Annotated in this window: 22 protein-coding genes; 10 read left to right on the plus strand and 12 right to left on the minus strand. The window is 69.6% G+C overall.

The window, feature by feature from the left end:
• Positions 1-94: 94 nt before the first annotated feature.
• From AAD496_RS12260 to AAD496_RS12280, 5 genes are all read right to left on the minus strand, one after another.
• Complete coding sequence (locus AAD496_RS12260; protein WP_349829065.1) at positions 95-373, minus strand: CopG family transcriptional regulator; 279 nt, start codon at positions 371-373, stop codon at positions 95-97.
• A complete protein-coding gene (locus AAD496_RS12265; protein WP_349829066.1) occupies positions 370-648 on the minus strand; it encodes a hypothetical protein in 279 nt (92 codons plus the stop codon). Before AAD496_RS12265 ends, AAD496_RS12260 begins: the two co-directional genes overlap by 4 nt.
• 153 nt (positions 649-801) lie before the next feature.
• Entirely contained in the window at positions 802-1917 is a 1116-nt protein-coding gene (locus AAD496_RS12270; RefSeq protein ID WP_349829067.1) for a LuxR C-terminal-related transcriptional regulator, read from the minus strand.
• Between the two features lie 112 nt (positions 1918-2029).
• A complete protein-coding gene (locus AAD496_RS12275) occupies positions 2030-2335 on the minus strand; it encodes a hypothetical protein (RefSeq protein ID WP_349829068.1) in 306 nt (101 codons plus the stop codon).
• Positions 2336-2569: 234 nt separating this feature from the next.
• Positions 2570-2938 carry a hypothetical protein gene (locus tag AAD496_RS12280; RefSeq protein WP_349829069.1) on the minus strand — a complete coding sequence of 123 codons (369 nt, stop codon included), beginning with the start codon at positions 2936-2938 and terminating at the stop codon, positions 2570-2572.
• Positions 2939-3189: 251 nt separating this feature from the next.
• Between AAD496_RS12280 and AAD496_RS12285 the strand changes: the two genes are divergently transcribed.
• From AAD496_RS12285 to AAD496_RS12305, 5 genes are all read left to right on the plus strand, one after another.
• A complete protein-coding gene (locus AAD496_RS12285) occupies positions 3190-3894 on the plus strand; it encodes an SDR family NAD(P)-dependent oxidoreductase (RefSeq protein ID WP_349829070.1) in 705 nt (234 codons plus the stop codon).
• Between the two features lie 72 nt (positions 3895-3966).
• On the plus strand, positions 3967-4827 hold the full coding sequence (locus AAD496_RS12290) for a CPBP family intramembrane glutamic endopeptidase (RefSeq protein ID WP_349829071.1): 861 nt from the start codon (positions 3967-3969) through the stop codon (positions 4825-4827).
• 122 nt (positions 4828-4949) lie between these two features.
• Positions 4950-5915, plus strand: coding sequence for an ABC transporter ATP-binding protein (locus AAD496_RS12295; RefSeq protein ID WP_349829072.1), 966 nt, complete (start codon positions 4950-4952; stop codon positions 5913-5915).
• A complete protein-coding gene (locus AAD496_RS12300; protein ID WP_349829073.1) occupies positions 5912-7102 on the plus strand; it encodes an ABC transporter permease in 1191 nt (396 codons plus the stop codon). Before AAD496_RS12295 ends, AAD496_RS12300 begins: the two co-directional genes overlap by 4 nt.
• Before the next feature lie 109 nt (positions 7103-7211).
• The gene (locus AAD496_RS12305; protein ID WP_349829074.1) at positions 7212-8573 is read left to right on the plus strand and encodes a hypothetical protein; all 1362 of its coding nucleotides are present in this window, start codon (positions 7212-7214) and stop codon (positions 8571-8573) included.
• 4 nt (positions 8574-8577) lie between these two features.
• Here AAD496_RS12305 and AAD496_RS12310 read toward each other — a convergent pair whose 3' ends face one another.
• Entirely contained in the window at positions 8578-10326 is a 1749-nt protein-coding gene (locus tag AAD496_RS12310; RefSeq protein ID WP_349829076.1) for a hypothetical protein, read from the minus strand.
• A 205-nt stretch (positions 10327-10531) separates the two neighbouring features.
• Positions 10532-10765, minus strand: coding sequence for a putative antibiotic biosynthesis monooxygenase (locus AAD496_RS12315; RefSeq protein ID WP_349829077.1), 234 nt, complete (start codon positions 10763-10765; stop codon positions 10532-10534).
• Between the two features lie 173 nt (positions 10766-10938).
• On the opposite strand from AAD496_RS12315, the gene AAD496_RS12320 reads away from it, so the two are divergent.
• A complete protein-coding gene (locus AAD496_RS12320; RefSeq protein WP_349829078.1) occupies positions 10939-11076 on the plus strand; it encodes a hypothetical protein in 138 nt (45 codons plus the stop codon).
• Positions 11077-11107: 31 nt separating this feature from the next.
• Here the strand turns inward: AAD496_RS12320 and AAD496_RS12325 are convergent, their stop codons facing one another.
• Entirely contained in the window at positions 11108-12484 is a 1377-nt protein-coding gene (locus AAD496_RS12325) for a DUF418 domain-containing protein (protein ID WP_349829080.1), read from the minus strand.
• A 365-nt stretch (positions 12485-12849) separates the two neighbouring features.
• On the opposite strand from AAD496_RS12325, the gene AAD496_RS12330 reads away from it, so the two are divergent.
• From AAD496_RS12330 to cls, 4 genes are all read left to right on the plus strand, one after another.
• Positions 12850-13209, plus strand: a complete 360-nt coding sequence (locus AAD496_RS12330) for an SdpI family protein (protein ID WP_349829081.1) — start codon at positions 12850-12852, stop codon at positions 13207-13209.
• A 355-nt stretch (positions 13210-13564) separates the two neighbouring features.
• The gene (locus AAD496_RS12335) at positions 13565-14623 is read left to right on the plus strand and encodes a molybdopterin-dependent oxidoreductase (protein ID WP_349829082.1); all 1059 of its coding nucleotides are present in this window, start codon (positions 13565-13567) and stop codon (positions 14621-14623) included.
• Between the two features lie 160 nt (positions 14624-14783).
• Positions 14784-14996, plus strand: a complete 213-nt coding sequence (locus tag AAD496_RS12340) for a hypothetical protein (RefSeq protein WP_349829083.1) — start codon at positions 14784-14786, stop codon at positions 14994-14996.
• 84 nt (positions 14997-15080) lie between these two features.
• Complete coding sequence (gene cls, locus AAD496_RS12345; protein WP_349829084.1) at positions 15081-16574, plus strand: cardiolipin synthase; 1494 nt, start codon at positions 15081-15083, stop codon at positions 16572-16574.
• Here the strand turns inward: cls and AAD496_RS12350 are convergent.
• The 4 genes from AAD496_RS12350 to AAD496_RS12365 all read right to left on the minus strand — a co-directional run bounded on the left by AAD496_RS12350 (position 16555) and on the right by AAD496_RS12365 (position 20134).
• Complete coding sequence (locus AAD496_RS12350; RefSeq protein WP_349829086.1) at positions 16555-17571, minus strand: helix-turn-helix transcriptional regulator; 1017 nt, start codon at positions 17569-17571, stop codon at positions 16555-16557. The two genes, cls and AAD496_RS12350, sit on opposite strands and share 20 nt — an antisense overlap.
• Before the next feature lie 122 nt (positions 17572-17693).
• Positions 17694-18848 (minus strand): acyl-CoA dehydrogenase family protein, encoded by a 1155-nt coding sequence (locus tag AAD496_RS12355; RefSeq protein ID WP_349829087.1) that lies wholly within the window; start codon positions 18846-18848, stop codon positions 17694-17696.
• Between the two features lie 5 nt (positions 18849-18853).
• A complete protein-coding gene (locus AAD496_RS12360; RefSeq protein ID WP_349829088.1) occupies positions 18854-19639 on the minus strand; it encodes an acyl-CoA dehydrogenase family protein in 786 nt (261 codons plus the stop codon).
• A 3-nt stretch (positions 19640-19642) separates the two neighbouring features.
• Positions 19643-20134 carry an acyl-CoA dehydrogenase family protein gene (locus AAD496_RS12365; RefSeq protein ID WP_349829090.1) on the minus strand — a complete coding sequence of 164 codons (492 nt, stop codon included), beginning with the start codon at positions 20132-20134 and terminating at the stop codon, positions 19643-19645.
• Between the last annotated feature and the right edge of the window lie 38 nt (positions 20135-20172).

Genomic DNA, 20172 nt, shown 5'->3' on the forward strand with positions numbered 1-20172 from the left:
CGACACCATCGGTGGGGTTGCCACCTATCGAGGAGATCTGGTCCAGCGCATACCCACACGTAGAAGGCCCGCCCCGGTCGTCGGGGCGGGCGTTCTACATGTGGTGAGTCAGTGGGGGGAGGAGGCTGCGGGTCCGGGCTTCGCGGGTGTATTCGCTGGTGCACATACCTCGGGCTTCGGCCTGGTCCTTGATGAGCTGCCAGAGGCGAGCGGGCACGCGCACGCTATGGGTCTCGATCGGCTCGGTCTTCACCCATGCGGGTGTCTCGCGGGTCAGTGTCGAGTCCGGGAATCCGGCCTCGGCTTCATCGGCCCAGCGCTCTACGTCGGCATCGGTGAATGGGACGCCGTTGGCGTCGGTGTATGTGCTCATCGCGCGTTCCTCATGTCCTGCTCGAAGCCTTTGGTGAGGTAGTTCGCGTGGATGACGAACACCCCTCCGGGGGCATGGACGATGACGAGTTCGATCTGACGGCCCGCCTGGTCGAATCCGATCACGCCCCACCGCTGCGGTTCCGTGCGGGTGTCCGGTTCGCAGATACGTGCGAACCGGACACCGATCTCTACTGCTGTAACGATCTGCTCCTGCGTGAGCTGGTGCTTGAATGCGCGCTGATGGATACCGATTCGCGCGCCCTCATCCCACACGGAACGCAATATGTTGCACGATGCGCAACTGCAACGTCTCGCGCTGAGAGCGGGGCCATGGCTCTTTTCCAGCGTGCCACCGGTGCGCTCCGGATTGCCGGGACGATGCACTCCGGGCCGTCGCGACCGACCGGGTCCCCGGGGAAGGCCTGGTCAGTCGTCCTCGAACCAGCGGGCGGCCATGAGGGCGAGTTGGGTGCGATTGCCCCGGTCGAAACGGCGCATGAGCCGCGAGACGTACTGCTTCACGGTCGCCTCGCTCAGGTACAGACTGCGGGCGATCGAGGCGTTGGATGCCCCGGTCGAGACGTGTCGGAGGATCTCGCGTTCGCGGTCGGGCATGTCCGGCATGGGCTCGGCGGGGCGACGGATGCCGACGGAACCATTCCCAGTTCCTGCGCCGGTTGCCCGCTGAGCGCCGTCCGAGTGCACCTCGATCCGGATCTCCCCCACGTGCTCCTCACTCACCGAGGCGAGGGCACGGCTCGCGACATCACGCACCTCGCGCGCGGATCGACGAACCTCCGGATCGTCCGAGGCGCCGATCAACTCGTCGCTCCGGAGTGCGACGACCGCGAGAGCGCGGCGGGCGGCGTTCGAGGCTCCGGCGGTATCCACCTTCGCGCGGGCCCTCACCGGGGCTGGGCAGGCGCTCTCCGGGACCGCGGCGTCGACCCCGGACGTCGCGGCGCCTCGGCCGGGCGCCGTGCCAGGCCCCGAGGAGGTTTCGCCGGAGTTCGCCTCGGCGAGGACGGAGAGGTGGATCCGGTCGCGTCGGGCGCCACCGAGGTGCAGCACGAGAGCGATGATGATGCCGAGAAGGAACGGGACGCTCGCAGCGAGGACCGCGCTCGTCGGGGGAACGCCGGCCTGCACACTTCCGAGGACGAGAATCGCAGAACTGATGACGAGTGCGACGGTTCCTACGCAGATCGGGGCGCGAGATCGGGCGCGGCGGTAGAGGGTGAAGGTTGCCATCGCAGTGGCCAGGCCTATCCACGGGATCCCACCGAGGTACGCGAGTTCTCTCAGCCGCGCATCGGACACGACCGTGCCGAGGGAGACGGAAGCGATGGCGGCGGCCCACAACGCGGGCCGCCGGTCCGAGAAGACGCCGAACGCGGTCGAGGCAAGCTGTGCGACTGCCATGGCGAGCACGGCGACCCACGCGTGGGGCATCGCGGTGATGCCGATGACGACCCCGAGTGCCGCGAACCCCGCCATCCCCCACAGGGGCCACTTCTGCTCTTTCCGGGCCCGCCATGTCATCCGATCCGCCTCCGCTTACTGCCATGCACTGTGTTGCCTTCACGCGCTGTGGTCGCGCGCATCGGTTGTGCTCACGTGAGCGCCGCCGCCGTGAGGTCCTCCTTGACGGCCTTCACCATCTTGCGGAAACGCGAGCCCAGTTGCACCTGGAACAGGCCGTCACCCGCGGCACTGTATGCGACCCGAAGGTGTTCTGCGTGAGCACCACGCGGTTCTTGGCGAGGTCGACCTCGATCTCGACCTGGAGGCGCTGCGACACCGGGAGTACGGCCACTCCAATCGGTTTGCCATCCTCGTTCGCCACCGCGTGCGAGGCGTCGGAAGCCTCCCAGCCGTAGTCGCGCGATTCGAACGTCGCGCGGATCGTTTCCATCACCTGATCGTGCGAAGCGTTCTCCACGAGAGCGATCTTGGCCATGAGCTTCTCCTTCTCGGTGCGGGTGGTTGCTGTATTTCGAGTCGACCACAGCTCGCCGGCCCGACTCCGACAACTTTCGTCCACACCTTCGTGATACCCGTTTGACCAGGGGGTTCACCAAAGTTTCCTACGTTCGTCGCCGCTCCCGCGAGCACGCGTTCCACGTTCCTCGCCGTTACCGGGCGGCCTGTTGACGTGCGCACCGCCATCGTCGGGGTCGTTGCCTGAACTCCGTCAGTCGAAGATCGATGCGATGAGCCGGAACGGTGCGGACACGAGCCACCAGAGGAGCCGGAGTATGTTCCACCACAGGCGCAGCATCCAGCTGTAGTAGAAGAAGGCGTCGACGAGTTCTCCGGCATCGGATGCCGCGTCGCCGAAGCCGTCGAAGTGCTTCTTGGCTCGCGTCGGAGACACCAGGAACAGCACCCAGGAGATGATCCAGGCGCCGACCGTGGCGAGGACGATCGCGAGGAGGGAACCGCCTGGGAACACGTCGAACAGCATGAGGACGAACACGACCACCGCGACGATCGGCAGCAACGAGGCGGCGATCATGAACGGCCAGAACAGGACGAACGAGATCCAACGGAGAACGTTCACGACTCCGAGGAGAAAAGCCGCGAGTGGGTGCTGTGGCGGCTGTGGGACGTGACGGGAGCCAGGGGTTGTTCGGTGCGTGTTGTCTGTGGAATGCACCGTGTGATTCGACAAGGTGTCTTGAGGTCCTTCGGGGAGTCGGGGCAAGCAGCACAATCGGGAGGGTTGCCACCTCCTGCGGGCTTGGCCTGCGCAACGGCGCGGCCTGCGAGGGCAGGGCACCTCGTGAGCGGTACTGAATGCAGGAAACTGCCATGCGCGCGAGAGAGGACACCCTCATGCAGGTCGCAGGAAAGCTGTTCGTCATCACCGGAGCCGGGAACGGCATGGCACGTGAGACCACCTTGCAGCTGCTCGACGAGGGCGCACGTGTCGCCGGTGTCGACCTGTCGGCGGAAGGGCTCGCGGAGACCGCTGAGCTCGCCGGCGCGAACGCGAGCCGGTTCAGCTCGCATTCGCTGTCGATCACCGACCGGGCCGCCGTCGAGGCGCTGCCCGCCGAGGTCGAGGCCGCACATGGGCGCCCCGCGGACGGACTCATCAACATCGCGGGCATCATCCACCGGTTCGCCAAGGTGCAGGACCTGTCGATCGAGGAGATCGAGAAGGTCATGGACGTCAACTACTGGGGCACCGTGTACACGGTCAAGGCGTTCCTCCCGGTGCTCCTGGGCCGTCCGGAGGCGCTCATCATGAACTTCGCGTCGATGGGTTCGCTCCTGCCGGTCCCCGGACAGGGCGCCTACGGGTCGTCGAAGGGTGTGATCCGCCTGTTCACCGACACCCTGTACGCGGAGCTCGACGGGACGAACGTGCAGGTGAGCCTGGTCTTCCCGGGTGCCGTCGCCACGAACATCACCGCGAACTCGGGCGTCGCGTCGCCCGGCGGCGCCAAGCCGGAGGATGCCGAGAAGTCGAAGATGAAGCCGAAGAAGGTCTCGGAGGCGATGGGGCTGTAATCCTGCGCGGACCGCGCGGTTCTGGAGGCTCCAGGGCCCGATTCCGGGTCGGGGGTCCGTAGGCTGGGCGGCATGCCTGCCGTCACCGAGGCGCCTGCGCGGCCTCTGCTCCCGCTCGCCGTCCTCCCGTCCCTCCTCGTGAGCCTCGCGGCCTTCTGCCTGTTCGCGCTGCAGATCCGGCCGGTGGGATACGCGCTGCTCGTCGTGGGCGTCGGACTTTCCTGGCTGCTGGCCCGGAAGGACCTGGTCGAGACCGGGAAGCCGGGGGAAGGGCCGCACCTCACGCGCGATCTCTCGCTCGTCGCCCTCGGTCTGGTCTGTGCGAGCTCGATCCATCTGGAGGCGAAGCTCGACACGGTGGCGATGATCGCGTTCACGCTCGCCCTCGGCGGCGCCGTCGTGGTGCCGTACGTGCTCTCGCGGTTCGTGTTCCGCGACCACGCGATCCGCTTCCCGTGGCGTGGCGGTACGCGCTGGAGTGTCTGGCAGTGGACGTGGCTCGGGGCCGTGCTCGTCCTCGGTTGGCTGATCCTGCCCTTCTACTTCGTCTCCAGCGAGGTCTATCTCAACTGGCCGGTCGTCGACGACGCGAACCTCATGGTGCGCCTCTTCCTCGGGGTCGGCGCCGTGGGCATCTGGGACGAACTGTTCTTCATCTGCACGTGCTTCGCGCTGCTGCGGCGCCACATGTCCGACATCACCGCGAACGCACTCCAGACGATCATCTTCGTGTCGTTCCTCTGGGAACTCGGCTACCGCGCGTGGGGACCGGTGCTCACCATCCCGTTCGCTCTCCTGCAGGCGGTCATCTTCCTCAAGACGAAGTCGCTGGGCTATGTCGTGACGGTGCACCTGCTGTTCGACGCCGTCGTGTTCCTCGTGCTGGTGCACGGCCACAACCCCGGCCTGCTCGACGCGATCTTCCTCATCTGAGGAGCGTTCCCCCCGGGGGTTTCCGCCCAGTCGGTACGGCGTCGTGCGTTCGCATTGCGAAACGATGACGAATCGTCCCGCGCCCTGTCGCTGCTCGCGTGACGCGGCCTAGCGTCGGCCCCATGAGCGCCCCGCTGCATGCTCCACCCGCCGCCGACGGTGCCCCCGCGCGTGAGGGCATCTCCGTGCAGGGCGTGGCGCGGTCCTTCGGGAAGGTGCACGCCGTCCGGGACGTCACGTTCGAGGCGCCCGCGGGCCGCATCACCGGCCTCGTCGGTCCCAACGGTGCCGGCAAGACGACGCTGTTCCTCATGCTCGCCTCGCTCCTCGCCCCCGACGCGGGCTCGATCCGGGTGGGCGGCGTCGACCCGGTCGCCGACGCGGCGGGCGCGCGGAAGGTGCTCGGCTGGATGCCCGACTCCCTGGGCACCTGGGACAGCCTCACCGTCCGCGAGACGCTCCTCGTCACCGGCCGCCTCCACGGCCTGTCACGGGCCGCGGGGGGGGCCCGCGCCGATCACCTCGTCGCCGAGGTGGGACTGGGCGAGCTCGTGACGGCCCCGGCACGCGTGCTGTCGCGGGGGCAGAAGCAACTCCTCGGTCTCGCCCGTGCGCTCGTGCACGAGCCCGGGGTCCTGCTCCTCGACGAGCCGGCCTCCGGACTCGACCCCGCGGCCAGGATCGCGCTGCGCCGACTCCTCCGGCGCCTCGCCGACGCCGGTGCCGCGGTCCTCGTCTCCAGCCACGTGCTCGCCGAACTCGAGGAGATGGTCGACGCGGCCGTCTTCATGTCCCACGGCACCACCGTGACCCACACCGCCGCCGAGGCGCCCCGCCCGCGGGATTGGCGCGTGCGGGTGGCCGGGGACCCCGATCCGTGGGCCGTCCGGGCCGCCGTCGCGCAGGCGCTCGATCGCTCCGACGTGCGGCTGGAGCGACGCGACCTCGTCGTGGGGTTCGCCGACGAGGCGTCCGCCGCCGCGGCCCTGCGCAGGCTCGTCGACGCCGAGGTGCCCGTCGCGGCCTTCGCCCCCGTCTCCGGCGACCTGGAGAACGCCTTCCTCGATCTCAAGGAGAACCAGGGATGAACGCGGCGCGACTGGGTACCCTGATCTGGCTCGACCTGCGGCAGCGCATGCGGCGGCCGGGCTTCTACGTGCTGGCGGGCATCTTCTTCGTCGTGGTCTGCGCGATCACCTGGCTCGGGTCGCTCGTCTTCACCCCGTCATCGGGCGTGGGGCTCGGCGCGTTCTCCGTCGCGATCTACGGAGTACTGCTCATGGCGGTGCTCGTGACACCGACCTTCACGGGCAACGCGATCAACGGGGAGCGCGACCAGGCGACGCTCGCACCCGTGCAGGTCACCCTCGCGACGACGGCCGAGATCCTCCTCGCCAAGGTGGTGGCCGGGTGGATCACCGGGATCGCGTATCTGGTGGTCGCGGTGCCCGCACTCGTCTTCGCCCTCGTCCAGGGGGCCGTCGTGCCGGAGGATCCGTTGGCCGCCGGCGCTCCGTCTGCCGTGGAGTCCCTCGACCCTCCCCGGCTCGCCCTCACCCTCATGGTCTCGATCCTCGTCCTCGCGGTAGAGATCGGAGTCCTCGCGGCCATCGGCGTCGGGCTCAGTGCGGTCATCGCACGCCCGTTGTTCTCGGTCGCGGCGTCCTATCTGCTCGTCATGTTGCTCACGGTCGGCACGCTCGTGGCCTTCGGGCTCGGGACGCTCGCGTCGAGCACGGACACGGTGCTCCTCACCGAGGACCCGGACGAGTACGCGACGTCCTGGATCAGCGGGGAGCCGGAGCCGATCCCTGCCTGCGACGACACGGGTGAGCCCGAGGCGTACGAGTATTGTCTCGTCCCACGGCCGGACGTCTCCACGCAGTGTGTCGAGATCCGCGGGTGGGGTGAGCAGGTCCGTACCGATCGCGTGTGGTGGATGCTGGCGGCGAACCCGTTCGTGGTCGTGGCCGACGCGACGCCGTCCGTGTACGACCGGTCGGGCTACCCGGTCGACGCGTTCGGCGCCATCAAGTCGGGCATGCGGACGGCACAGCTGCCGACCGAGTCCGAGCAGCACGACTGGCACCGTCCCTGTGTCGACCGGTCGGAGACGGACCCGCCGACCGCGGCCGAGATCGAGGACCGTACCGTGCCGAGCTGGTTCGCGGGGCTCGGGCTCCAGGTGCTCCTCGCGGCCGGTCTGGTGGCCTGGGGCGCGGCACGCACCCGCACCCCGGCCCGTCGGACCCCGCCTGGCAGCCGCATCGCGTGAGGCGACCGCCGGGTGAGGGCGCCGGCGGACCAGGACGGGACGGTGCCTGCGGACAGGCGCCTCGGCGGCCTTCGGGTGGCTGTGAGTCGGGTCCTGTACCGTGCCCCGGATGAAGATCGGCAGCACGGACCGTGCATGGCGGCAGGGATACCGGACGGGTAAGCGTGAGGGCGCTCGGATCTCCGCACAGTTCGGCCCCGTCTCCGCGCAGGAGCGTTCCGAGTGCGGAGCTCTCCAAAAGGAGCTCCTCGGGCTCCTGGTCCGTGGTGAGGACGGCCCGCCGAGCGCCGACGCCATCGCCCGGGTGCGTGCACTGGCGACCTCGTTCAAACCGGACCCGGACTCCTCACGGACCCTGGCGGTCGGCGTCCTGGCCGAGCAGTTCGGAGACGCGGCGTCGCGTGCCTGGCTCGCGCCCATGCTCGCCCATCGGGGTCGCCTGGACGAGGCACTGAAGATCGACGTCCCGTGGGACGCGGAGGGTCGCCCGGGACCGAACTGGTACACGGTCCTCGTGAATGCCGCCGCGCTCCTGGGACGCATGGAGGACGCCCGGGCGCTCGCCGCTCGGATCGGAGAGGTGTTCCCCCGGTGGCACGAGGACGTCGTCACCGTCTGGGACGACTCCCCGCAGGGCCGGGCGTACCGGGCGCTCGCAGAGCGCGATCGCGACCCGGCGACGGTGCCGAACTTCTACCACCTGCCGTTCTGCGGCGGCACGAGCATGGCGATCGCGATGAGCACGAGTGTGCCGCGCGACCTCACGATCGAGATCACCCGGCGGGGCGGCCTCCACCAGGTCGAGCGGACCCTCGACATGACCGGCGCCGAGGCCGCGCGCCTCCTCCTGGTCAACCAGCACCACCCGTACGTGCTCGACGTCCCCGGCCGGGAGATGCGGTACTTCACCGTGCTGCGGGATCCGGTCTCGCAGATCGCCTCGGGCTACCACAAGAGGTCGGAGAGCTCGCGGGTGCTCGGCACACTCGACGAGTCGACGACCTTCGAGCGCCACGTCGAGTACACGCTCCGTCGGGGTCTCACGAACACCCTCGCCCGCCAGATCGCGATCCTGCACCCCGACATCGCGAAGGGGCAGCCCAAGGCCTTCGGCCATCGCGCGCACTACCGGAACGTGGCCTCCGAGGAGGACATGTACTGGGTCGGGGCCACCGCGCGTCTGAGCCCCAAGAATCTTCTGGAACTCGCGCGCGAGGTGCTCGCCACCCGGTTCGACGTCGTCGGCTCCATGGCGCACCTGCAGGCATCCCACCTCGCCTGCGCGGCGCAGCTCGGCCTGCCGGCGATGCGGGCCATCGTCCACGCCGGGAAGTCCCGACGTTCACGGACCGAGCCGATCCCGCTGGCCGACGACCTGCGTGCCGCGAACGCGGTGGACCAGCAGCTTTTCGAGGAACACACCGAGGCGTTCGGGAGCGAGTACGCCGACCTCGTCGACGCGGTTGTGTGAAGACTTACGTCGACGTCCAGTAATCGTCAGAAGCGTGGACGAGGACCTCGTAGTCGAGGTTCTCCTCGGCCACAGGGCCCATGTCGACGGTGAAATCGTTCTGGTCGGGCAGCAGCAGGAGGTCGTAGTCGAATGTGACGATGGTGCCGTCCTCGTCTCGTCCCACCACATAGACGGTTGCACCGGGGTGTTCATCGGCTCCGGGGAAGGTGACCGGTCCCGTGAGGACCACGTGCTCGTCCTCGTCGACCGAGAGGTCGAGTGTGCCGACCTCCGCCTCGGGCAGGTCTGCGGTCGGGAGAACGGGATCGATCTGACCGAACCCGACGATGACCCGGGTGTCGCCGTGGCCGTCGGATGCACGTGGGACGGTCAGATAGTTGGACCCCGGACGTGGTGCGATCGCCCGGGACCAGAAGTCCAGGCGTGTCCCGCGTTCGTCCTGGAGCTCGATGTCGAGGTAGATGAGCGGGTAGTAGGTATCGGTCGAGGAGTTCTCGATGATGAGCAACGAATCACTGCTGGTCTCGAGGTTGGACCGTGTGATCGTGAGGTCGGCGGGTGCGTCGAGGACTGCGAGTCCGTTGACGAAGTCCTCGGCGTCCACGTCAACGGGGGCGGGTTCTCCCGGCTGGGTCAGTTCGCGGGCGGCGGGGCCGTCCGGTGTGACGAAGACTTCGTCGATCGTCGACGAGCTCGGGTACGTGTAGCGATCGATATTGCCGCTGAATGACGCGGTTCCGCCGGACGGGAAAGGATGGGCATTTGCCGCGACGCTCTTCTGCCCGATGAGGTTCCCCTTCGCATCACGGATGAAGCCGGTGACCCATACGTACTCGAACTCCACCGGTGCGTCGTTCGTGACAACTCCACTGAAATCCGCGTGAGGGTCGGTCCCACCTGTCGATGTGCTCGTCTGCAGGTCCGTGACTGAGACCGAGTCGAATACCGAGGCCTCGAAGGTCGGGCCGATCGACGCGCCATCCCGTACGGACAGCTCCGCCTGTGCGATCGTCGCGGGGTCGAGGCCCGGAGCATCCGTGAAGTAGTATTCCGCGGCCGTGCGTTGGCCGGGGACCAGGGTGAGCATGGTGGAGTCCTCCACCAGTGTGCGACCGCCGTCGTCGAACAGTGTGATTTCCACCCACAGGTCCACGTACACGCCTTCGTCCGGGGCTCCCGCGAGGACGAGTAGGCCCCGGAGGCCGTCGGCTTCACTGCTCGAGAAGCCCTGGTCGACGACCGTGGCGATCTTCCTGTCCTCCCCGGCCACGAGCGTCCGGCCGACCATGTCGACGGCGACCTCCTGGGCGTGGAACTTCTGAGCCTGTCGGTCCGCGGCCGCGTCCATGGACGGCGCCACGACGAACAGTGCGACGAGGCAGAGGAGTACGACGTGCGGGAGCAGGCCGATCACACCGATGGTGATAGCGGTCCGCGCCCTTGGACGAGATCGATGTGGCAATGCCACGACGAGACTGCCGACCGAGAACAAGCCGGCAGGAACGAGGAACAGAATCCCGCCGGTGATGAGGGCGATGAATCCCCAGCCGCCGTAGACCGCGAAGGCGATCACGACGGTGAGGTAGGTGCCGGTCGCGCCGATGATCGCGAAACGGAGTGCTCGGGTCGCCTCGCGACGAGCGATGTTCCCGGTTCCGTCCTCGGGTTCGACCGGCTCGGTGGGTTCGACTCCCGACCCGGCGGGGTCTGCGGATGCCGTCGACGGGGGTCGTTCCTCGCTGATGTCCACTGTTCTCCTCGTGCGGTGACTGCGGGTGTCGTCGTGATGGCGACGGACCGTAGGAGAAGAACCCTAAGCGTCTTCGACACCGGTGAAATGCCAGGTGAGTGGCGATCTCGATACGACAGCGCCCCTCGGCACGACAGCGCCTTTCGGTACGGCAGGGCGCCTCGGCAACGGTGGGGGACGGTGCCCCGTGCGGCGGCGCCGGATCTCAGGAACGTGGTCGGGTGAGGGCGGTCCAGGCACGGAGCAACTGCGGGACGACCAGGTAGACAGCGAGCGGCCCGGCGATCAGTGTGAGCACGAGGGACCGCAGGACCGGTGACCAGTGGGCGGAGAACGGCTCGATCGCGTAGAAACCGAGTGTGACGAGCGGGAAGATCGCCACCCAGGTGATCGCGGCGCGGACGTGCACGGAGGGCGGGGCGGCAGGGGCCTGCGGCATGGGGCGGATCCTTTCGGGTCGATCGACGGGATCGAGTCAAGCACAGGCCGGGTCCTGGTGCAGGTTCCGCGGTACGGGGCGCAGCTCCACCCGTCAGTCGGTGTGGGGGCCGGTGGGGCGCCTGGGCTCGGGACGGATGTGACGGATCCGGCGCGGGCTGGGCGGTCGGGAACGTGGCGGAGCCGATGGCGCAGGTGGGCGCCTCGGCCGCGGCCGGTGCGCAGGCGGGCGCACACATCAACGCCGACCTCGCACTCGCGGAGGCGGACGCCGCCGTGGCAGGTCTTCACGTCTCGGCGCGCAGTCGGTGAGATCGGGCGTTATCCGCCGACTCGTGCGACCTCAGTGGGTGAGTGTGTCGTTCTTCCCGTAGGTCATCCGGCGCAGGAGGGCCTCGGCGGGGCCGCGGCGGCCGGTCGATCCCAACCAGGCGGCGATCGGTAGCGAGACCAGCCACACGAGGAAGGCGATGCCGACCGCGGGTGCCGTGCTCAGTGTCCCGCCGAGACCGAAGCCCCAGGCGGCCATGAGCGGGGCGAGCAGGACCGACTGGAACAGGTAGAAGGTGAGCGAGCGCTCGCCCACCGCGCTCAGGGCCCGTGCCACGGGGCCCGGGCGGGCCGCGGCAACGGGCGGGGCGGGGTCGGCGGGGACGCCGTAGGAGGGGTCGTCGGGTGGTCGGGGCGCCTCGGCGGCGGGGGTGGTGTCGGCGGGCCCCGGGGGAGCGGACTCCGGGGGAGTGGTCCGACGTTCGAGCCGCAGGGCGAGGAGGGCGAAGGCGGCGGCGTAGCCGACCCCGCAGGCGATCCCGGTGACCGGGGTGAGCCCGGAGAACGCCCAGGACACGGACGAGGGCAGGGGGAGCGCCCCCAGGTACATGAGCGCGGCGGGGAGCCCACCCACCCAGCCGATCGCGATCCCGCCGAGGGCGATCCGGCGCAGGGTCTTCACGTGACGCCAGGGCTCGTCGAGCAGACGGTGGCGTGCTGCGATCCAGCCGAGGAGGATCGGGACGGGAGTGGTGAGGAGGGACATCGGGACGGCGCCCACGAGCCAGGTCCCGATCCGCGCGAGCATGCCCACGAGATAGGGCTGGCCGTAGGCCCATTCGCGGGACATGCCGAGGCCGCCGGCGGCCATGCCGGCCTCCATCTGTGCGAACGCCTCGGGCGGGGCGAAGGCGACCATCATGACCGCTCCGAGAATGGCGAAGAGGGCGCCGACGACCATGAGGCCGGCGATCACGCTCGCCCAGACGACGAGGGTGCGGGTGCTCCGACCGAAGAAGATCCACACGAGGAGCAGGCCGCCGACCGCGTAGGCGCCGAGGATGTCGCCGTGGAACAGGAGGGCGGCGTGGAGGAACCCGAGGAGGAACATCGCCCAGTGGCGCCGGCGCAGCATGACCCGGACGATGCGGGGTGCGATGCCGCGGTCGATCCGGGACCGGTAGAACTGCACCATGCCGTAGCCGAAGAGGAAGGCGAACATCGGGAGGGCGCGGGAGTCGACGGCGATCGTCATGACGGTCTGGACGACCGAGTCGAGGGCCGTCGTCGCCGGGATGTGCGGGCTCGTCCCCACGGACTCGGTGGTGCCCCAGAGGTACCACGAGACGTTGGCGATCGCGATGAGCGCGAGCATGAGGCCGCGGGAGAGGTCCGGGGCGAGGGAGCGGGTGGGTGCGGGCGTCGGGTCGGTGGGCTCGGTGGTGGTCACGGCGGGGCCCTTTGTGTCGTCGGAACGGGCGGGAGACCGGGGACGTCGTGGCCCACGTTAGATCCTACCGGTGGGTATCGTGAGAGGTATTCTGGGCCGCTTCCATCCGGAGCGAGATTCTGAACCGTCCTCGTCCCGGCAGCCGTCGAAGGAGCGGATCGCGATGCACGGAGATCCACGGGGTCCCGCGGGTGACCCGATGCTCGGTACCCACCGGTCCGGGGTCGGAACCGTCCGCATGTGGACCGGGCCGGTGGCGGCAACAGTGGCACCACTCCTGAGTACGGGGAAACTCCGGGACCTGGATCGAAGATGAGCGCGTGTGCCCGGATGATCGTGCCCGCGGCTCGGGAAGGAACGTGGTGATGGACGGTGAGGTGGTCGGACGGGCCGTCGTGCTCGTCGTCATGGTGGCGTCCGGGGTGCTCCTGATCTGGCAGGCCCGTGCGACAGCTTGCGGGCGGCTGGGGCGGAACCAGGTCGCCGGGATCCGGCTCCCGAGCACGTTGGAGAGTGACGCGGCCTGGCGGGCAGCACATGTGCGGGCCGAACGGCCCACGACGCTGGCCGGCGTCGTCTCGATCCTCAGCGGACTCGGTGCTCTCCTCCCGATCCCGCTCGGCCCCGCGTGCCTCGTGGTGTTCGCGGGGGCGGTGATCATGCTCGGCATCATCCTGTATGCAGCCCGGGTCGCTTCACGCGCCGCGGAAGACGCCGGCACGTAATTTTTCCCTGAGGAGTGCCGGGGATCGAGTGTGGAAGGAATGGCGTTTGACCGGGTGTCGGACGCCATTCCTTCCACACTCGATCCCCGCCGGGCCAGGCCTCCCGCCGGGACGCAGCTGCTTCTCAGCCCTTCTCGACCGCGGCGGCGAGCGCGTCGAGGGATCGGCCGAGGAACTCCTCGGGGAACACGGGGAACCCGCCGAACTCCTGGAGCACCACCTCGGGGACGTCCGTCCAGTCGTAGGTGAGGGTGACCCGAATGCCGCCTTCACCGTCACCGCCGTCGCCGGTCGGGTGGCTCGGGCGTTCTCCCTGCCGGCCCCCGCCTCGCCCGCACCGCCGGTGCCCGCCGGTATGGAGGTGGACGTCGCGGGGATGCCCGCCTGGCGGACGCCTCGGGAGGAGTTCTACCGGATCGACACCGCGCTCGCGGTGCCCCGGGTCGACCCGGCGGACTGGCGACTGCGGATCCACGGGCTCGTCGACACGGAGACGGAGATCGACCTCGCCCAGTTGCTCGACATGCCGATGGTCGAGGCGCACGTGACGCTCACCTGCGTGTCGAACCGGATCGGGGGCGACCTGGTGGGCAACGCGACGTGGCTCGGGGTGCCCGTCCGCGACCTGTTGGCACGGGTGGGTGTCGCAGCGCACGCGGACATGGTGCTCTCGACCTCGGTCGACGGATTCACCGCGGGGACCCCACTGCGGGCCCTCACCGACGACCGGAACGCGCTCGTCGAATCGCTCGACGGTGTGGAACCTCCGCCGGAGTTGTGGGAGCGGATCGAGGCGGGCCTCGGACCGCAGGGCACATCGGGCGTGGTGGGAGGGACGAAGCCACCCACCGACACCGGGGCGGGCCCGGGCACCTCGCCGGTGGTCCCGTTGTCGGCGAGACGGCCCCGACGGCACCGGGTCGTGGGTCTCGCCGCGGGCTGTGTGCTCGCGGTCGTCATCGGTGTGGGCCTGTTCATCGGGACTTCAGGGTCCGGGAACCCGGGTGGGAGTGGGACGGGGGAGGACGGTGTCCCGGTCGCGGAGCACACGCCGGGCCCTGCCGTCACCGGAACCCCGGCGCCGGACCTTCGGGCGCTGCAGAGCGCTCCCGACGCGGAGTCCGTGAGCACCCCGGTCGAGGGAGGAGATCTCGTCCTCCTGTGGTCGAAGGCACAGGACACCGCGGTGGTCCTCGTCCCCGCGGGATCGGGTCCGCCGGAGGGGATGGGACTCCAGGTGTGGACCGGTCCGGGTCCCGACGACATGGACAGCGACGGGATGGTCGTCGACGGGACGACCCACGTGTTGGAGGAGATCCCGGCGCCGGGCATCCACGTGATGGTCACGGTCGAACCGATGGCTGGGTCCGCGGAGCCGACGGGGGACATGGTCGGCGAGGTCGTGATGCCCTGACCTGACCGGTCGGGATCCTCCGACCGTGCGTACCCATCCGCACCGCGAACGGATCCGAACCCCTGGTGACCGTCCGGTGCGGACGGCGGGCATCCGGTCCCGCACGCGGTGGACGACCGGTACCCGGCCCACGGGTGCCACGACACGTGAGGAGCACGACATGCGTACATCCACCCCCTTCCGTACGACCACTCCCTTCCGTACGACCCTGCGACTGGTCGCCGCCGGCGTGATCGCGCTCGGCGCGACGCTCGGCGGCTGCTTCGGCAGCGGCGAGGAGGACGCCGGCGACGACGGGATGTCCGAGGAACAGCCGTTGGACGACTCGGACGACATGGACGACTCCGAGGACGACATGGACGACGAGGGCTGACGGAACCCCGGTGGGACCTCCGCCGCAGGTGGATATGCTGAGCGCGACCAGCTGACCACCTGCGGCGGAAGGCAGTGAACCCACGTGGACTCCCCGTTCCTCTTCCTGTTCCCCGTGCCCTCGGGCTGGCCGCAGGGAGTGGTCTGGACCCTCATCGCGGTCGACTTCGTCATCCGCATCGTCGCGCTGGGCGTCGTCCCGTACCGGCGCAAGCCCTCGGTCGCGCTCGGGTGGCTGCTCGCGATCTTCCTCATCCCCTACGCCGGGATCCTCGCCTACCTGGTGTTCGGGTCCTCCAAGCTCTCGGCCGGGCGCCGGAAGAAGCAGCGGGAGCTCAACGAGATCATCAAGACCCGGACGGGAGCACGGGCGATCGTGGGCGACGACTCCCACCTGTCCGAACCCCTGGTGACCTCGGCACAACTCAACTACTCGCTCGGTGCCCTGCCGATGACGCACGGCAACGACGTCGAACTGCTCACGGACAACCACGAGGCGATGCTCCGCATGGCACGGGAGGTCGAGCATGCCAAGCACTACGTCCATTTCGAGTTCTACATCGTCGCGATCGACACGGCCACGAAACCGCTGCTCGACGCCCTGCTCGCCGCACACGAGCGCGGGGTGACCGTGCGGATCCTCATCGACCACGTGGGATCCCTGGGATACCCGGGGTACGCCGAGCTCGTGAAGACCCTGGACCGCTCGGGGGTGCCCTGGCAGCGTGCACTCCCCGTCCGTCCGTGGAAGGGCGAGTACCAGCGGCCCGATCTGCGCAATCACCGGAAGATCCTGGTCGTCGACGGGAAGGTGGCCTACACGGGATCGCAGAACGTCATCCATCGTTCGTACAACAAGAAGCGCAACCTCCGGAAGGGGTTCGAGTGGAAGGACCTCACGGTCCGTCTCACCGGCCCCGTCGTCGACGAACTCAACGGTGTGTTCGCCTCCGACTGGTACTCCGAGACCGACCACGTGATCCAGGGTGAGCTGGTCGAGGAAATGCGTGCGCCCGTGCGGGGCGGGATCATGGCGCAGGTGGTGCCGAGCGGGCCGGGTTTCGACCTGGAGAACAACCTCCGTCTCTTCAACCACCTCATCTACAACGCCAACCACACGATCGTCATCTGCTCGCCGTACTTCGTCCCGGACGAGTCGCTCATGCACGCCCTCGTCACCGAGGCGCACTCCGGGGTCGACGTCAGGCTGTACGTCGGCGCCACGAGCGACCACGGCATCACCCAGAAGGCGCAGGAGAGCTACTACGAGGACCTCATCGAGGCGGGGGTGCGGATCTTCCAGTACCACGAGCCGACGGTCCTCCACTCCAAGTTCCTCCTCATCGACGACGAGGTGACGATCATCGGGTCCTCGAACATGGACGAACGCTCCTTCTCCATGAACCTCGAGGTCAGCCTGTTCGTCGTCGACGAGGGCCTCACCCGCACCATGTACCGGCTGGAGCGGGAGGACTACGCGGCGAACTCCGTGGAACTCGACGTCGAGGCGTGGAAGGCACGCGGCTGGCCGAAGAAGTACCTGGAGAACGCCGCGCGCCTCACGAGCTCACTCCTCTGACCTGTTCCGGACCGTCGAGAGCCCGGCCCAGCCGTCGGTGGACATCGCCCAGGACCGACCGCACCTCCGGCGGGGCGTCGAGCACGGTGAAATCGCACCCGAGGACGAGCAGGTGGGCGACGAGCCAGGCGGGTTCGTCCGCGGCGAGTTCGAGCGTGCACGTGGTCTCCGACTCCGGCCGTACCGTGCCCGCTCGTGCCGGGACCTGCGGTGACATCCGGTGCGCCGGTGCGTGCAGGCGGACGACGAGCGAGTGCGGGGCGTCCCGGCGGGTGACCGCCCGGCGGACGTGGTCGACGGGGTCCGGGTGCGCCCGCGGTGGGAAGGTGAAGGTCGTCGTGTGGACCTCCCCGAACCTGTCGAGCCGGAAGGTCCGCCAGTCGTCCCGGTCGAGATCCCAGGCGAGCAGGTACCAGTGCGCCCCGAACAGGACGAGCCGGTAGGGCTCCAGGTGACGGGTCGTCGTCCGGGCGGCCGCCGCGGCGTCCTCCGGTGGTCCTTCCTGCCCGAACCGGGGCGGACGGGTGTACTCCGCGTCGATCCGCAGACAGCCGTCGACGGCCGTTGCGAGGGTGAGGAACAGGTCGAGGTCGACCTGCGGCTCGTTCCCCGGCACGGCGTCGACCGTCGTCGAGGCGCGGTCGACGTTCGCGACGACGGAGTGCGGCAGGATCGACCGGAGTTTGGTGAGCGCGGTGTCCCCGGCGCCCTCGATCATGTCCCGCATCCCGGCCGCCGTGAGATTGCGCAGCGCCAGCGTGAGGAGGAAGGCCTCCTCCGCGCTGAAGCGCAGGGGTGGGAGCATGGACGACCCCCGCATCACGTACCCGCCGCCGGCGCCACGGGAGGCCTCGATCCGGTGCCCCTCGGCGCGGAGTGCGGCGATGTGACGGCGCACCGACCGCACGTGCTGCCCCGTGCACTCCGCGATCTGTGGTGCGGTGATCGGACGGCCGGAGGCGAGCACGGTGAGGACGTCGAGAGCGGCGGAGTTCACGAAGGGCTCCTTCCTGCCGGACCACCGGGCGGTCACGCTGCCTCTCGATCATCCTCCTCGAACAGGACAGTGGCTGTCCTGTTGGTTCTCCCGGATCCAGGTTCCCTCGGATCCGGGTTCCCTCAGATCCCCAGCACGTCCGCGAGCCGACGGGTCCTCTCACCCGGCGTGCCGAGCAGCAGGCGGACCGTCGCCGCCTGTTTCTGGTAAAGGTGCGCGTCGTGTTCCCAGGTGAAACCGATGCCGCCGAGGGTCGTCACCATCCGGATGGCACCCTCCAGCGCGATCCCCTGCATCTTCACGAGTGCCGTGTGTGCGTCGACGGCCAGGTCGTCCGTGCCCGCCCCGGCATCGTCCCCGGCGGGCGCCTCGGCGGACGGATGGTCCGCGGTCCACGTGGCCCGGCGCAGCAGTGACAGTGCGAGCTCCTGCTCGGTCGCGAGGTCCGCGAGCGGGTACTTGACCCCCTCGAACGACCCGATCGGGCGACCGAACTGGTACCGGTCCTTCGCGTACTGCACGGCCACGTCGAGCGCGGCGGAGAACCCGCCGTAGAGGTGCGCGGCGACGAACACGGAGGCCAGGGCGTCGACCCGGGCCACGTGCGCCTCGGCGTCGGTGAGGAGGTGGGCGGGCGCCTCGGCGAACTCCACCCGGGCCGCGGACATGCTGCGGTCGAGGACGTCGAGCGGCGTCCGGGTGAGGCCCGGCGCCGTGCCGTCGACGAGGAACAGACCGTGCCCCTCCGGGGTCGCGGCGAGCACGAGGACGTGATCGGCCGCCTCCCCGTCGAGCACGAAGGACTTGGTACCGGAGACCCGCCATCCGGCGGCACCGGACCCTCCCTCTGCCGGGACAGCCACGGTCCGGACTCCGTCCGGGATCCACGTGCCCGAGTCCTCGGGGAAGGCGCAGGTGACGAGCGCCTCGCCCGCGGCGATCCGGGCGAGAAGGTCCGGCGCGAGGGGCCCGCCCCCGGCGTCGAGCAGCGCGGAGGTGGCGATCGCCAGCGACAGGTACGGCGCGGGAGCGATGCGTCGCCCCACCTCCTCCAGGACGAGGGAGGCCTCCGTGACGCCGAGGCCCAGGCCACCGTGCGCCTCGGGGACGAGGACGGCGGGGACGCCGAGGTCGACGAGGGCCGCCCAGAGTGTGGGGTCGTGGCCGGCGCGGGCGTCCTGGACCTCGCGGACCCGGGAACTGTCGGCCCGGGCGTCGAGGACGGCGGCGACGGCGGCACGGAACTCCTGCTGGTCACGGTCGAGGATCGAGGTCATGGCGGTCACACTCCGGTCCGGATGTCTTCGAAGGGCACGCCACGGTCGACCTGGGGATCCTTATCCAGGCCGAGGACGCGTTCGGCGATGATGCCGCGCTGGATCTCCATCGTGCCGCCGGCCGTCCACGAGGCGGCGCTGCCGGTGAACGCGGCGGTCACCGGTGGGTAGAGGCCGTCTCCCTCGGGCGTGAAGTCGCTCCACGCGACGAGGTCGGTGCCGAGGATCTCGCTCACGAGTTCGGCGGTGCGGCGGTTGGCGGCGGCGCCGGCGAGTTTGGCGACGGACCCGCGGGCTCCGAGGGCGACGCCGACCGCCGCCTCCTCACGCATGCGCAGGGACAGTTCGGTGGTGCCGCGTTCCAGGACGTGGAGCTCGACGAGCGCGGCGCGGACGGCCGGATCGGTGGCGCGGCCCGCCTGCCGGGCCTTCCGTAGGACCGTCGCGTAGGAATAGGGCCCGGCGGCGCGGGTGGCGCCGGTGCCGATCGAGATCCGCTCGAACCGCAGCATCGCGACGGCTGCCTGCCAACCGGTGCCCGGTTCGCCCAGTACGTCGGCGTCGGGGACGAACACCTGGTCGAAGAAGATCTCGTTGAAGGGCCGCTCCCCGGTGGCCACGCGCAGGGGCCGGACGTCGACGCCGGGGTCCTGCATGTCGATGAGGAACATCGTGAGGCCCTGGTGCTTGGGGACGGTCGGGTCGGTCCGCGCGAGGATGACACCGCGTTCGCAGTACTGCGCGTTCGTCGTCCACACCTTCTGCCCGGTGATCCGCCAACCGCCGTCCACCCGTTAGGCACGCGAGCGCAGACCGGCGACGTCGGACCCGGCGGCCGGCTCCGAGAACAGCTGGCACCACAGGTCGTCACCGCGCCACAGCCGCGGTAGGAACCGCTCCTTCTGGTCCTCCGTGCCGAGCAGATCGATGATCGGCCCGCACATCCCGTGGCTCACGGCGTAGGTGGCATAGGGCGTGGCGAACCCCGCCGTCGCGCGTTCCCAGGCCTGACGGTGCTCCTCGCCCAGCCCCCGGCCGCCCTGTTCGACGGGGCGGGTGATGCCGACACCGAACCCGGCGTCGTGGATCCGGGCCTGCAGGTCCCGTTCGTAGGCGACGAGGTCCGCACCCCGCCGCCGAGGCGCCCTGTCCGTGGCATCCACGTGTGCGGTGAGCCAGGCCCGGGCCTGCTCCTCGAAGTCCGTGGGCGAGGGTGGGGAGGCGTCGGTGGGCGGGCCGGTGAGATCGGGTGGAGTGGTGTCGGGGCGATCGTAGTCGATCGGCATGGGTCTCCTCGGGAGTCCGTGGCGGTCGGGCGCCGTTG

Origin of the sequence: Brevibacterium litoralis (assembly GCF_040212315.1) — a bacterium.
Taxonomy (GTDB): domain Bacteria; phylum Actinomycetota; class Actinomycetes; order Actinomycetales; family Brevibacteriaceae; genus Brevibacterium; species Brevibacterium litoralis.